15 protein-coding genes are annotated in these 13,361 nt (G+C 61.3%); 7 read left to right on the forward strand and 8 right to left on the reverse strand.

The window, feature by feature from the left end; translation table 11 throughout:
- Positions 1 to 29: 29 nt before the first annotated feature.
- From RCH91_RS07890 to RCH91_RS07915, 6 genes are all read right to left on the reverse strand, one after another.
- Positions 30 to 1,271, reverse strand: coding sequence for a competence/damage-inducible protein A (locus tag RCH91_RS07890; protein WP_306534083.1), 1,242 nt, complete (start codon positions 1,269 to 1,271; stop codon positions 30 to 32).
- On the reverse strand, positions 1,268 to 1,717 hold the full coding sequence (locus RCH91_RS07895; RefSeq protein WP_306534084.1) for a phosphatidylglycerophosphatase A: 450 nt from the start codon (positions 1,715 to 1,717) through the stop codon (positions 1,268 to 1,270). Before RCH91_RS07895 ends, RCH91_RS07890 begins: the two co-directional genes overlap by 4 nt.
- Positions 1,714 to 2,886: a nickel pincer cofactor biosynthesis protein LarC gene (gene larC / locus RCH91_RS07900; protein ID WP_306534085.1), complete on the reverse strand. Its 1,173-nt coding sequence runs from the start codon at positions 2,884 to 2,886 to the stop codon at positions 1,714 to 1,716. Before larC ends, RCH91_RS07895 begins: the two co-directional genes overlap by 4 nt.
- A gap of 7 nt (positions 2,887 to 2,893) precedes the next feature.
- Entirely contained in the window at positions 2,894 to 3,643 is a 750-nt protein-coding gene (larB, locus tag RCH91_RS07905) for a nickel pincer cofactor biosynthesis protein LarB (RefSeq protein ID WP_306534086.1), read from the reverse strand.
- A gap of 155 nt (positions 3,644 to 3,798) precedes the next feature.
- The gene (locus RCH91_RS07910; protein WP_306534087.1) at positions 3,799 to 5,382 is read right to left on the reverse strand and encodes a peptide chain release factor 3; all 1,584 of its coding nucleotides are present in this window, start codon (positions 5,380 to 5,382) and stop codon (positions 3,799 to 3,801) included.
- A gap of 127 nt (positions 5,383 to 5,509) precedes the next feature.
- On the reverse strand, positions 5,510 to 6,016 hold the full coding sequence (locus tag RCH91_RS07915) for a DoxX family protein (protein WP_306534088.1): 507 nt from the start codon (positions 6,014 to 6,016) through the stop codon (positions 5,510 to 5,512).
- 152 nt (positions 6,017 to 6,168) lie between these two features.
- Between RCH91_RS07915 and hemB the strand changes: the two genes are divergently transcribed.
- The 4 genes from hemB to RCH91_RS07935 all read left to right on the forward strand — a co-directional run bounded on the left by hemB (position 6,169) and on the right by RCH91_RS07935 (position 9,644).
- Positions 6,169 to 7,146, forward strand: coding sequence for a porphobilinogen synthase (gene hemB / locus RCH91_RS07920; RefSeq protein WP_306534089.1), 978 nt, complete (start codon positions 6,169 to 6,171; stop codon positions 7,144 to 7,146).
- A 248-nt stretch (positions 7,147 to 7,394) separates the two neighbouring features.
- Positions 7,395 to 8,483 (forward strand): MBL fold metallo-hydrolase, encoded by a 1,089-nt coding sequence (locus RCH91_RS07925; RefSeq protein WP_306534090.1) that lies wholly within the window; start codon positions 7,395 to 7,397, stop codon positions 8,481 to 8,483.
- Between the two features lie 92 nt (positions 8,484 to 8,575).
- Positions 8,576 to 8,959, forward strand: coding sequence for an antitoxin Xre/MbcA/ParS toxin-binding domain-containing protein (locus RCH91_RS07930; RefSeq protein WP_306534091.1), 384 nt, complete (start codon positions 8,576 to 8,578; stop codon positions 8,957 to 8,959).
- Complete coding sequence (locus tag RCH91_RS07935) at positions 8,919 to 9,644, forward strand: RES family NAD+ phosphorylase (RefSeq protein WP_306534092.1); 726 nt, start codon at positions 8,919 to 8,921, stop codon at positions 9,642 to 9,644. The genes RCH91_RS07930 and RCH91_RS07935 overlap by 41 nt, the downstream gene beginning before the upstream one ends.
- Before the next feature lie 8 nt (positions 9,645 to 9,652).
- On the opposite strand, the gene RCH91_RS07940 is transcribed toward RCH91_RS07935, so the two are convergent.
- A complete protein-coding gene (locus RCH91_RS07940; protein ID WP_306534093.1) occupies positions 9,653 to 10,087 on the reverse strand; it encodes a type II toxin-antitoxin system VapC family toxin in 435 nt (144 codons plus the stop codon).
- On the reverse strand, positions 10,084 to 10,350 hold the full coding sequence (locus RCH91_RS07945) for a ribbon-helix-helix domain-containing protein (RefSeq protein ID WP_306534094.1): 267 nt from the start codon (positions 10,348 to 10,350) through the stop codon (positions 10,084 to 10,086). Before RCH91_RS07945 ends, RCH91_RS07940 begins: the two co-directional genes overlap by 4 nt.
- 169 nt (positions 10,351 to 10,519) lie before the next feature.
- Between RCH91_RS07945 and RCH91_RS07950 the strand changes: the two genes are divergently transcribed.
- The 3 genes from RCH91_RS07950 to RCH91_RS07960 all read left to right on the forward strand — a co-directional run bounded on the left by RCH91_RS07950 (position 10,520) and on the right by RCH91_RS07960 (position 13,244).
- A complete protein-coding gene (locus RCH91_RS07950; RefSeq protein ID WP_306534095.1) occupies positions 10,520 to 11,233 on the forward strand; it encodes a hypothetical protein in 714 nt (237 codons plus the stop codon).
- Positions 11,234 to 11,305: 72 nt separating this feature from the next.
- The gene (locus RCH91_RS07955) at positions 11,306 to 12,955 is read left to right on the forward strand and encodes a hypothetical protein (protein ID WP_306534096.1); all 1,650 of its coding nucleotides are present in this window, start codon (positions 11,306 to 11,308) and stop codon (positions 12,953 to 12,955) included.
- A gap of 70 nt (positions 12,956 to 13,025) precedes the next feature.
- Entirely contained in the window at positions 13,026 to 13,244 is a 219-nt protein-coding gene (locus tag RCH91_RS07960; RefSeq protein ID WP_306534097.1) for a hypothetical protein, read from the forward strand.
- Positions 13,245 to 13,361 lie beyond the last annotated feature (117 nt).

Consider the following 13,361-nt stretch of genomic DNA (forward strand, 5'->3'; position numbering starts at 1 on the left):
GACTACCTATTCATCCCTCCGGGATGGGCCTAACCCGCAAGAAGCCGCCTTCTCAGCCAGTCCATGGCCGTAACCGCGGTGATCGTCCTGATCCTGTCGCGGTCTCCCGAAAAGTGATACCCCTTGGCCGTACAGCCGGCACGGTCCGCAAGGGCAATGAACACGGTGCCCACCGGCTTGTCCGGACTCCCCCCGTCGGGCCCGGCGATGCCGGTTACGGCAAGTGCCAGGTCGCTGCCGGCGAGTCTTCGTGCCCCCCTGGCCATGGCCTTGGCCACCTCGGCGTTCACGGCCCCCTTCTCCGCCAGCAGCCCATCGGAAACGCCGAGCAGACGCGCCTTGGCATCGTTGGCATAGGTCACCGCACCGAGGAGAAAATAGGCGGAACTGCCGGAAATGGCGGTAATCCGAGCGGCGACGAGGCCGCCGGTGCATGATTCTGCCAGGGACAGGGTCATCCCTGTCTCCCGGAAGAGGCGGGCAACGGTCGTGTCGATGGTCTCGCCGTCCCCGGCGACCACGTGGCCGCCGAGCCGCTCCCGCACCAGGGCCGCCATATCCTCCAGAAGCGCTGCCAGCGCTCCCTCGTCGGCTCCCGTGGCCCGGAGCTTCACCTGGACCACCGGATACTCCACGCAGTAGGCAACCGCAAACCCCGGCCGGGACCGGTCGAGGTCCGAGAGGCGGGAGCCGATCTCCGCCTCGGAGAGGCCGAACACCGTGAGGGTCGAGGTCCGGGTGCACTGGTACCCCCCGCGCCGGGCCAGGACCAGGGGAAGTACCGTCTCCTCCAGCATCACGGCCATCTCGGCGGGGACGCCGGGGAGAAAGATGAGGAGGCATCCGTCGAGAAGGAGATGAAAGCCGCTGGCGGTGCCGGTGGGGTTCGGTATGAGCTCCGCCTTGGCCGGTAGGAGGCACTGGCGCCCGTTGGCCGGGTGCATCTCCCGCCCCAGCCGGACGAAAAATTCCCTGAGCCGCGCCATAGCCTCCTCGTTCAGGACGAGGCGCCGGCCGGTGGCCCGGGCCGCGGCCCGTGCGGTCACATCATCGTCGGTGGGACCGAGGCCGCCGGTGGCGACGATCACATCATGCTCCCGCGCGAGACTCTCCAGGGCACCCGCAATTGCCCCCTCGTCGTCCCCAACGGTCAGCTTCCGGGCCGTGGCGATGCCCGCGTCGGCCAACCGCGCAGCGATCCGGGCGGAGTTGGTGTCCACCACCTCCCCAAGCAGGAGCTCGTCACCAATGGAGAGAATCGCCGTTTTCACAGAAACCTCAGGATCACATGGAGCGCAGCGCAGGCGTAAAGCCCGGCCACCACGTCATCGAGGACGACGCCGTAGCCGTTTTTCACCTGCTGGTCGAAGTACCGGGCCGGCGGCACCTTGACGATGTCGAAGAACCGGAAGAGGAGAAAGCCGATCACGATGCTCCGCCAGTCAGCCGATACCCCTGCCATGGTTATAAGGAAGCCGATCACCTCGTCGATGACGATCTTTCCCGAGTCCTTCTCGCCGAACTCCCGCTCCGCGGCCCCCGAGACCCACGAGGCCAGAAAAAAGAACGGCACGAGGGTCGTGAGGTAGAGCCAGAGGGGAAGCTGCGCCAACACCAGATAGAGGGGGATGGCCCCCAGGGTCCCCACCGTCCCCGAGGCCACGGGGAAAAACCCGGTGCCGAACCAGCTTGCCGCGCAGACAACGAATCCCCTCATGGCTGGCCCGCCTCCCGCTCCACGATCCGGTAGACCTCCAGGAGCGGCATCCCCCGTTCAACGGCGATGCGGCGGCACGCGTCGTACTCAGGGGTCACCCGCACCACCCGTTCGCCGTCGCGGATCACCTTTACCGTCACGGGGCCGAGGGAGGTATGCCGCTCCTCCTTGTCGCGGGCCAGTTTGAGCCGTTCGGCCGGGTAGAACCGGACCCCGATGGCCGACGTCTCCCGAAGCATCAGCGAAGCGAGTTCGTCCCGCCGCTCGGGGCGGACGATGACGGTGAGCTTCACCGCCGGGCGGTTCTTCTTCATCTGCAGCGGCGAGTACGCGGCGTCGAGGGCCCCAGCCTCCATGAGCCGTTCAAGGACGTGGCCGAGGATCTCCGGATTCATGTCGTCGATGTGGGTTTCGATGACCGCCACTTCGTCCCGCTGAAGCCGGCCTTCCGTCTCGCCGAGAAAGATCCGCAGAACATTGGGGATATCATCGAAGTCCTTGGTGCCGGCCCCGCAGCCAATCCCGGTGACGGTCATGGCCGGGGCCCGGCCGAAGCCGTCGGCCAGGGCGGCCAGGATGGCGGCGCCGGTGGGGGTAACCCGCTCCCCGGCACCCGCCTCGCCATGAACCGGGATCCCCCGCAGGAGCTCCGCCGTGGCCGGCGCCGGCACCGGCAGGCGTCCGTGGGCCGTCTCCACGAAGCCGCTCCCCAGGGGGAGGGGCGCGCCATGGATGGCGTCGATGCCGAGCCAGTCGATGGCGGCGGCGGCGCCGACAATGTCCACGATGGAGTCCACGGCGCCCACCTCATGGAAGTGGACCTGGCCGATCTCCACGCCGTGGACCTTCGCCTCGGCCTCGGCCAGGCGGAAGAAGACCCGCTGGGCCTTCTCCTTCACCCCCTCCGCCAGGGAGCTCTCCTCGATCATGGCGGCGATGCCGGTGTAGTGGCGGTGGGGCTGGTGCTCTTCCACATGCACCACGAACCGGGCGGCAGCGATTCCTTTGCGGCTCGTCCGCTCCATGGCCAGGGAGTAGCTCGAAGGGGGAAGTGAGAGGCACGCCACGGCGTCGCGCACCACATCGAAGGGAACCCCCAGGTCAAGAAGGGCCGCAACCGTCATGTCGCCGGCGATGCCGGCGTAGCAGTCGAAATAGAGTATCTTCAAAAAAACCTCAGTCCCTGTTGATCTTGCTGGCCGCCACGGCGGCGCCGAAGCCGTTGTCGATGTTCACCACCGTGACGCCGGCGGCGCAGGAGTTGAGCATCCCCAGAAGCGCGGCGATGCCGCCAAAGGAGGCGCCGTAGCCCACCGACGTGGGGACGGCAATGACCGGCCGGTCCACCAACCCACCAACGACGGAGGGGAGCGCCCCTTCCATCCCCGCCACCACGATGAGGACGCTGGCGGCAAAGATAGCCTCCCGGCGGGCCAGGAGCCGGTGGATGCCGGCCACCCCCACGTCGTAGAGGTGCTCGGCGTCGTTCCCCAGCATCCGGAGGGTCACCAGGGCCTCGGCAGCCACCGGCAGATCGGAGGTGCCAGCCGAGATGACGAGGACCGTCCCCCGGCCCCGGCGCTCCACCGGCTTCTGCTCAAGGGTGAGGCAGCGGGCGTCGGCGTGCCAGACGGCGGCGGGAAAGGCCTCTTTCACCGCCAGGGCCTTGGCCTCGTCGAGGCGGGTCACGAGGATATTGTTTCCCCTGGCAACCAGGGAGGCCATGATCCGCTCGATCTGGCCGATGCTCTTGCCGGCGCCGAAGATCACCTCCGGGAAACCCTGGCGGAGGCTCCGGTGGTGGTCCACCATGGCATCCCCCACGTCCTCGAAGGGAAGGTGCCGCAGGCGCTCCAGCACCTCGTCCTCGTCGAGGCTTCCGTTCTTGAATGCGCCGAGAAGGGTTCTAAGTTCGTTGGGGTCCATACACTCCGCCTGATTCATCTGAATATTCTATCAAAAATAGCATCGTTTGCAGGGGTTGGAAAGGAAGGAATCATGAAGGGAATAGGCGGGAAAAGACGATGGCGAAACGCGGGGGGAAGGCGGTTGCCCTCCTCCCCGCTTGGTCGGAGGACGGTTCAGCTATGCTCCCGCGTGGCGTGGAAGGTGAGATCCTTCCAGTTGTCCATGGTGTTGTCGAGTCGCCACTGGGAGCTGGCGAGATAGGCCAGGTTCCCCTCGCCATCGATGTAACAGCTCATGACCTCTTTCTTCTGGAACTCTTCCAGCTTCTTCTTCTCGCCGGTCACCCACCGGGCCGTGGCGTAGGCGGCGGGCTCGTAGGCGGCCTTCACGTTGTACTCGTGCTCCAGCCGGTGCATGACCACGTCGAACTGAAGGACGCCGACGGCCCCCACGATCCAGTCGGCCCCCATCAGCGGGCGGAAGACCTGGGTGGTCCCCTCCTCGGCCAGCTGGGTCAGCCCCTTCTCCAGGGCCTTGGACTTCAGGGGGTCGAGAAGGCGCACTTTACGGAAGTGCTCGGGGGCGAAGTTGGGGATGCCGGTGAACTTGAGATCTTCACCCATGGTGAAGGTGTCGCCGATCTTGATGGTGCCGTGGTTGTGGATGCCGATGATGTCGCCGGGGAACGCTTCCTCCACGTGGGTCCGGTCCTGGGCCATGAAGATGGTGGCGTTGTTGATGGCCACCTCGCGGCCGAGCCGCACGTGGCGCACCTTCATGCCGCGGGTGAACTTGCCGGAGCAGATGCGGAAAAAGGCGATCCGGTCCCGGTGGGCCGGGTCCATGTTCGCCTGGATCTTGAAAGCGAAGGCGGAGAAGGGCTCCTCGTAGGGGGAAACGGTGCGGGAAACCGCCTCCCGGGGGAGCGGCGCTGGCGCGTTTTCCACGAAGGTGTCCAGAAGCTGCTGGACCCCGAAGGTGTTGATGGCACTCCCGAAGAAGACCGGGGTCTGGAGGCCGGCCAGGTACGCCTCCTCCTCAAAGGGGTGGGCCGCCCCTTCCAGAAGCTCGATGTCCCCGCGAAGCTCCGCGGCCTGGGAGCCGAGGATCTCGTCGAGGCGCGGGTCGTTGAGGCCGGAGAGCGAAATGACGCTGCCGGTCCCCCGCTCCGCCTCGGCGTCGAAGATGATGAGCTCCTTCGTGTAGAGGTGGTAGGTGCCCCGGAACCGCTTACCCATGCCGATGGGCCAGGTCATGGGGGCGCACTGGATCTTCAGGACTTTTTCGATCTCGTCGATGAGCTCGAAGGGGTCGCGCCCCTCCCGGTCCAGCTTGTTGACGAAGGTCATGATGGGGGTGTGCCGCAGGCGGCAGACATCCAGGAGCTTGATGGTCTGGCTCTCGACCCCCTTCACCGCGTCGATGACCATGAGGGCCGAGTCCACGGCGGTGAGAACCCGGTAGGTATCCTCGGAAAAATCGTTGTGACCCGGGGTGTCCAGGAGGTTCACCTCGTAGTCCCGGTAGGTGAACTTCATGACCGACGAGGTGACGGATATCCCCCGCTGTTTCTCCATCTCCATCCAGTCGGAGGTGGCATGGCGGGCCGCCTTGCGGGCGCGCACCTCGCCGGCCTGCTGGATGGCGCCGCCGAACAGCAGCAGCTTCTCGGTGATGGTGGTCTTGCCGGCGTCCGGGTGGCTGATGATGGCGAAGGTCCGCCGGAGATCGATTTCCTGCTCGTTGTACTTTGTCACGTCACTGCTCCGTCAAATGCTTGGGTATGCTGCCGATGGACACAAGAAAAGGCGAAGAAGAAATCTTCGCCTGAAGTGACTATACAGGAAAACAACAGGAAGGATCAAGCAGTTAGGGACTGAGGCTCTATCGCCTGAAAAAGTAGCGGTCCACGGACCACGCCCCCCCGCCGGTGAAGACCAGGGCCAGGGCCATACCGAGGAGCGCCAGGTTGTACTCGATGCCGTCCCCCCGGGGGCCGTTGAGAAAGAAGCCGTTCACCCAGTTGACCTTGTACATGGCCACCGCCATGGTGGCGGCGATGCCGAACCCCGACAGCCGGGTGAGGAAGCCGCAGAGAACCCCGATGCCGCCGCCGAACTCGGCGATGATGGCCAGGAGAGTCAAGACCGGCGGGATGCCGAGCTTCTGCTCGAACGAGGTGAAGGTGGCGGTGAGACCGTGGCCGCCGAAAACGCCCAGAAGCTTCTGGGAGCCGTGGGCGATGAAGATGACGCCGAGGGGTATCCGGATCATGAGAAGCGCCAGGGAATCGGCCGCGGCACCCATGTTTGACTTGGCCATGGGGAACCTCCTGATGGTAAGCGTGCCGGCAGCGGCAAATCCGTTGCCGGCCGTTGCTATTCTTGCCACAAAACAGCGTCCGTCCGCAACGGAAAAGCCGAAACCAGGAATAGTCTCAAAACGGTTCCGGGCAAAAATGTTTGAGGGATGACGGTCTCCTGGGGTAGTATGGGATGATTAGCAGCCACTGCACCCCATCAGACCCCAAGGAGATACGAACCATGTTCTTTCCCACGTTCCGCGCCCGCAGAATCAGAGGCAAAGAAGTTTTCCGCCGGATGGTAAGCGAGACCACCCTTTCCGCCACCGACCTGATCTACCCCATGTTCTCCGCCTTCGGCAAAGGGATCAGAAAAGAGATATCCTCCATGCCGGGGATCTACCAGCAATCCATCGAGCACATCGTCGAGGAGGCCCAGGAGGTCCATGAGCTGGGGGTTCCGGCGGTGATCCTCTTCGGCATCCCCGAAACCAAGGACGCCGTGGGGAGCGACGCCTACGCCGAGCACGGCATCATCCAGGAAACGATCCGGGCCATCAAGAAGCAGGTGCCGGGGCTGGCGGTCATCACCGACGTCTGCATGTGCGAGTACACCGACCACGGTCACTGCGGCATCATCAGAGACGGCGACGTGGACAACGACGAGACCCTGGAGCTCCTGGCCAGGGAGGCCCTCTCCCACGCCGAGGCCGGGGCCGACATGGTGGCGCCGTCGGACATGATGGACGGCCGGGTCATGGCCATCCGCGAGATCCTCGACAACCACGGCTACAAGCACATCCCCCTCATGAGCTACGCCGTAAAGTACGCCTCGGGCTACTACGGCCCGTTCCGGGAGGCGGCCGAGTCGACGCCGCAGTTCGGCGACCGCCGCTCCTACCAGATGGACCCGGGGAACCGCCGTGAGGCCATCCGCGAGGCCCGCATGGACGTGGAAGAGGGGGCCGACATCATCATGGTGAAGCCGGGGCTGCCGTATCTCGACATCGTCCGGGACCTGCGGGAAGAGTTCGATCTTCCCGTGGCGGTCTACAACGTCTCCGGCGAGTACAGCATGATCAAGGCCGCGGGCCGGGCCGGATGGATCGACGAGGAGCGGGTAATGATGGAGACCCTCATCTCCTTCAAGCGGGCCGGCGCGGATCTCATCCTCACCTACCACGCCAAGGAGGCGGCGCGGGTCCTCAAGAGAGGATAGCCCGCATTTGTGCTACACTGAAAAGGCCTGCCGGATGGCGGGCCTTTTTTCGTATTCAGCTTTTCAATCTTTGAATAACACGGAGAGACGGAGTACACGGAGAAAACCAACAGACTGAATTATTTCGTTATAAAATCAGAACATGACATCAATCAGATACTCCTTGAAGGATAGCTGACCAATTCTACTCCGTGGTCTCCGTTTCTCCGTGTTATTAAATGTTTTTTTCAGGTCCGATGGGTATCGCCATGAAACGCCTCCCCTTCCGCTACCTGGAGCCCACCTTCTGCGCGGGGCTCCTGGACGACCCGGTCCTCCTGGTGAACGTCCGTCCCCTGGGCTGCGCCATCCTCGTGGACTGCGGCCAGCTCCACCACCTGGCCAAGCGGGTCTTCAAGTCCCTCGACGCCATCTTCGTCACCCATGCCCACATGGACCACTTCATGGGGTTCGACACCCTGGTCCGCCACATCCACGTCTCCCCCCGGACGGTGGAGCTCTTCGGCCCGCCGGGGATCGCCCGGAGGGTCACGGCAAAGCTGGCCGGCTACGACTGGAACCTGACCGAATCCTACTGGTGCGCTTTCCGGGTCCACGAAGTCCATCCTGGCCGGACCCTCCACTTCATCTTTCCCGGCGCCGAGGGGTTTCCGTGCCGCCCCGAGGGGGAATCGCCGCGCCTTGGAACGGAGATCTACCGCAACCCGTTCCTCACGGTCGACGCCGACCTCTGCGACCACAACGCCATCCCCACCCTCGCCTTCCGGATCACCGAGCGTCCCTCCTTCTGGATCGACGGAGATAAAGTAGCAACTGAACATCTCGTGCCGGGGGAGTGGCTGCGGGAGCTGAAGAGCCGCTTCTACCGCGGGGAGCTGGATGGAAGGATGATCACTGTCCCCTGCCGGACAGCCGACGGTGGCGTGGAGGAGCGAAGCGTCGATGGCCGTCACCTCTTCGAGGCGATCCGCCGGGACCAGGAGCCGGCCAGCATCGGCTACCTCACCGACATCGGCACAAGCGATGCGAACCTGGCCACGGTACGGCGGCTCCTGGCCGGCGTCACGCTCCTTATCTGCGAGTGCTCGTTCCTGGCCGCCGACGAGGAGAAGGCCCGCACCTCCCACCACCTCTGCACGACGGATGTGTCGGCACTCGCCCGGGAGCTCCGCCCCGGCTGGCTCCTCCCCATGCACCTCTCCAAGAGCTACAACACGAAGGGCCACCTCATTTACGATGAGCTGGCCCTTCCGCCGGAAACCCGGCTGATCCGGCTCCCCGAGCACCTCACCCCACGGCCGCTGCTGCCGGCAGAATTTCCGAAGCTGGGGGAATGAGTGGGAATTGCTGACCCGATGACAACCTTGCACTAGAAATAATTATTTGATATTATTTCTCCAGATAACAATCCAGCAATCAGGGGGAAGCAATGGGCCAAACCAGGCGTGCAGCACATGTTGCCGGCAAAGAAGCGGTGCTCTCCAAGGCTGCCGTTTCCGCAGCGGGAATCCTTAGCCTGTCCCAGGTAAAGCTGGCCCAGATTCTCGGGGTGAGCACCTCCACCGTGTCGAGGCTCCACGCCGGCACATATCTCCTTTCCCCTGACAAAAAAGAATGGGAGTTCGCCGTGCTCCTCGTCAGGCTGTTCCGCTCCCTCGACGCCATCGTGGGCGGTGGCGCCGAAGACGCCCGGCGCTGGCTGAACAGCACGAACCACGCCCTGGCCGAGCAGAAGCCTGCTGACCTTATCACCTCGACGGAGGGACTTGTCCGTGTCGTTTCCTACCTGGACGCCAGACGCGGTATCGTCTGAGGGCCGGCGCCTCATCGAGAAAATCTGGCGAATCGTCGAGTCCCAACACATCGCCTCAACCATGAAGCTCGTGGATACCCTGGCGGAACAGGAGCTGCTCGAAGAGATCCTCGAACAGAGCAAGCCGCCGCTCCTCCCCGCAGCCCGCGACTTCGACTATCTCCTCACGGCTCCTTTTCGCTACATCCCCTTTCACCCCGGCTCCAGGTTCCGATCCCCCACGGACCCCGGAGTTTTTTACGGAGCCGAATCGGTAGGGACGGCTGCGGCGGAAGTGGGTTACTGGCGATGGAGGTTTCTCCAGGAAACGGAAGGGCTTGAACGACTCGGTCCGGTATCCCACACTGCATTCAGCGTTTCCATCAATGGCCGGGGCGTCGATCTTCGGCTCCCCCCCTTCGACCGTTGGGAGGCGGAGTGGATGCATCCATCGGACTACGGCGCCACCCAGGCCTTTGGCAGAATTGCGCGCGAGGCCGGCATCGAGACGATCATCTACCGCTCCGTCAGGGCACCGGAACCCGGCTGGTGCGCGGCTGTCCTGACGCCCACGGCTTTTTCGACGAAAGAGCCGGATAGCGCCATGCAGACGTGGCATCTCGTCGTTACCGGAACCGAAGCCATCTGGCGCCGCGAGCACGGCGGGACATTCTCGTTTCTCACGACACGGTGGGAGACCCCGTAGTAGTTGTACTAAAACAGCTTCCTGAACCCCATCCCTATCAGTTCAAAGTGCCGGTCGGCCGTGAGCGCCTCGTTGATGCGCAGTTCCTTCATGACCACGAAGGAAGTGAAATCGGCGAAGGAAATGTCCGGCTTGTCGGCAAATTTCTTGCTCAGTTTCCAGGCGGTTTGCCAGCGCTCTTCGCCGATTCTCTCGATCCTGACCCTTTCGCTTCGCTGTGCGGCAAGGATGCCGTCGATGAAACTTTCGGTCCCCTTGGGAGTCGTCCGCGCCCGGAGGAGCGAGATGGTTTCGGCCAGGATGTAGTCGCTGGTCACCGGCACCCCTCCCGCAAGGACAAACTCCCGGTAGAATGCCGTTGCCTCGCCGTGGCGGCGGTCATCACGATGGGCAATGGCAAGCCATCCCCAGGTGTCGAAAAAGACCGTGCGGGGAGCCTTCATGACGCTTTCTCGCCACGCAGGTACTGTTCGTGGTTGTCCGCCAGGTCGCTTGGGCCTCCTTCGCACACACCCGCCAGGGAGAGAAGGCTGTCGGCCTCCTCATCCGCCGGGGGATAGACCGCCCCCGCCCCCTCCTCCGCCACCAGGCGGTCGATGGCCCGGCGGACCAGCTCCGCCACCGGCACGTTCAGGCGCCGGTGCATCTCCTCCAGCATCCGCTTCTTGTCTTCCTCGATGAACATCTGATATCTCACCATTGTCATGGCTTGTCTCCTCTCCGCACTACATACACACATCATACCCACAGATCATGTGTATATCAAGAAAGGAAATCGGGACGCTATCCAGACAATTTCCGAGGAGAAATCATCACATTGTGCAGCCGCCTTATTAGGGATTGAAAACCATCATCCCCAGAAGGAGGCACTATCAATGATGCAGGAATACCCGAACAGGAATGAATGCGACTTCTCCCTTGAACTGTTCGACCAATGCGACTGCTGCGGCACGGCAATTCGTTACGGCAATGCTATCCTTGAGGTCTGCCGATTGGTGGAGCGGCGCGGGATTGACATGGACACCGGCCGCGAGATTATCACGGTAATCGATCAGGCCCAGCTGGCCTTCCTCTGTGCCGGCTGCGCCAACCGGCTTGCCGATCGCCAGTTGGTCATGAAACGTCTTATGGCCTTGCTTGATTTGCCTGTATCTGACTCGAACCCTGTTCCGGCAATTAACGATCAAACGGCTTCGCAACCGGAAATCTGCAATCTCTGCGGAACTAAGATAGCGGGCGACAAAGAACGAATCACCGTCGCGCGCCGCATTGCTCAAGTTGATTACGGGGGAGTATGGGAAAATGCCATCATTACGACGATGGATGCGGAAGATATGCTTTATTTCTGCATTGACTGCGGCAACGACATGGGCGCGCCGAGATTGAGCGAAGCAGTGCTGACGGTAGTGGCTGAAATGGTCCCTCCGGTAATCAGTTCCGAAGAATCCTGGGGATTGTTGTATACGGCCGGAATCCGATCTTCCCTTCCTTTCAAGGAATCAGCGGAAGACGACAATCGTCCCCTCGCGGCAAAAAAGCTGGAAATGGTCGAAGATGCAGTGCGTACGGTGCGCAACTCGACGGAATAGAGACTCTGCATCATATTATGCCGATGCCTTTATTCCCCTGCGGCACTCCGACACCGAAAGGACGATACAGACATGAACTGGCAGACGATAATCAAACTTGCCGCAGAAGGTGGCACCATAACTCTTGAAGGCAGACAATTGCGTAATCGATCGTGGCGATTCAGGGTTATGACCAACGAACCCGACTTTATTGAAGAATTTTTCACTAAGCATGAACTGAAAGAACTTCACTCTGCAAGATCAGGAATTTTCCGAGAATTTCAGGACGCAATTGCCATGCTGGACGACACCTATGGGTCATGGGCCAACTTCTACCCTCTTGAGGTTAACCCGGATTTTCGGGATCATGTAGCTGTATTGGTGAAAGAACGGTGTCACGATATAGCGCAATTATCCGAGTGGGACTGTGCCTTACGGAGGACAAAACATTCCGAAGCTGCAGAGCATGCCAAAACTGAAGGTAAGTTCGGCTTGCCACACTCGGACTTTTTTTCAAAAACTGACATCAGGTCATCCCCCACGATCCAGAGCCAGAGGGGAAGATCGACAGGGATTGCAGAGAACAATGCCGAACGGGAGACAACCATGACGGAACTGAACGTAGGTGACAGAATCTTACACGACTGGCACGGCCCGTGTGACGTGACTTTCATCGGGAACGAATACATCGGCATCTGCACTGAAGAAGGCCAACATATTCTCACCCGGAAAGACGCCATTGATTTTGAGTTATGGAGTGAGGAGGAAGAATTTGCCTGGAAGACCGCTATAGGTGAAGAAAAAGCTTTGGCCGAGCTTGAATCGTCACGGCCCTGGCCCGAATCCACCTTTCATCACGAACCGACCGGCAGCGAGCATTTCATGGGGTCACATTGGGACCCATTTTATGAAGATGGAGCGGAAGAGTTGCTCCCGCGTCTGGCGGAGATACTTGAAAAGAGCGTGACTGTGCACAGTCATGGCGGTTTGTGCAAGTCGCTGCGGGAGATTCCGGCAGACTGGCAGGCCGGGTTTCATCTGATTTGGCCCTCCGCCGACCGTGGGATTGTCAGCAGCATCGCCACCGACGCGAACCAAAACCGTTTCTGCACCGCCTACCCCTTCTGGCCCGACGGCGGCAGACACCTGCTACGCCTGCGGGATGTACTGATATGGGAAAGTGGTGTCGAGGGACTGGTAACCGTGGAATTCGGAGAGGCCTCCCTTACCTTCTTCGACACCCTTTACCTGAACAGCCGCATCTGGTATGAACGGGGGCAGAATTTCGAGTTCTCCCTGACCGGCATTGCCTATGGGGCCAGTCCATCAGAGGACACAGCAATACCGTTCACCCGCCACCCAGAGCAGATCGCATGGGAGACGGAATTGGCGCAACTACGCGGCGAGGTCCCGCCGGAAGAGAGACCATCGACCATGAACATGACAGGGGCCGCCTTTTTTCTCAATATGGATGAATGGGACAAGGATGATTACTTCTTCCGTGGTCCGGTCAGAAAAGTTACACGGATACAGGATTTTCTCGGGCAGGATGGCTGGATTGTCCGGACGACTGTCCTGCGGCAATCAGGTTGTGAGCCGAAAGACTTTGACCTGGATATCCTCATAACCAACCGTGTATGGGATAGTGCTAACCCTCCAGAAGTGGGCCAGGATATTGAGGGAACACTTTGGCTGCAAGGGTATATGGTGCAGGATGTGACAGGGTTTTGTAGTGGGGACTAAGTCCTCTGGCACTGCTTCGCAGAGCGGGACAAGATGGATGCACGGATAGCACTTACTATGGAGGGGCAAAATGAATGCGGTGATCATACCAACAACCTTGAACAAAGATGCAGAAAGAAAAATCATGGCTTCTGACGCGATTGAACCTGTCACCTTCTCAAGCCTTGAATTGAGAGAATCTGACATTGAAGAGTTTGTAAGCAACAATCTTAACGCATTTCTTGGAGTGCAGGGATCAGAGGATATTCTCATTATCGGACGGCAAGTTATTACCACGGCAATTAAATAGTGCATAAAAAGCCGGTTTGTGATATCGTTCGGGCATGGAAAAGATCGATGCACGAACACTGAATCAAGAAGCGCAGGAGGCCTTGCGGAACCAGATCATAAGGCTGCGCAGGGCTGG

It is taken from the genome of Geobacter sp. (genome assembly GCF_030834625.1).
Taxonomy (GTDB): domain Bacteria; phylum Desulfobacterota; class Desulfuromonadia; order Geobacterales; family Geobacteraceae; genus Geobacter.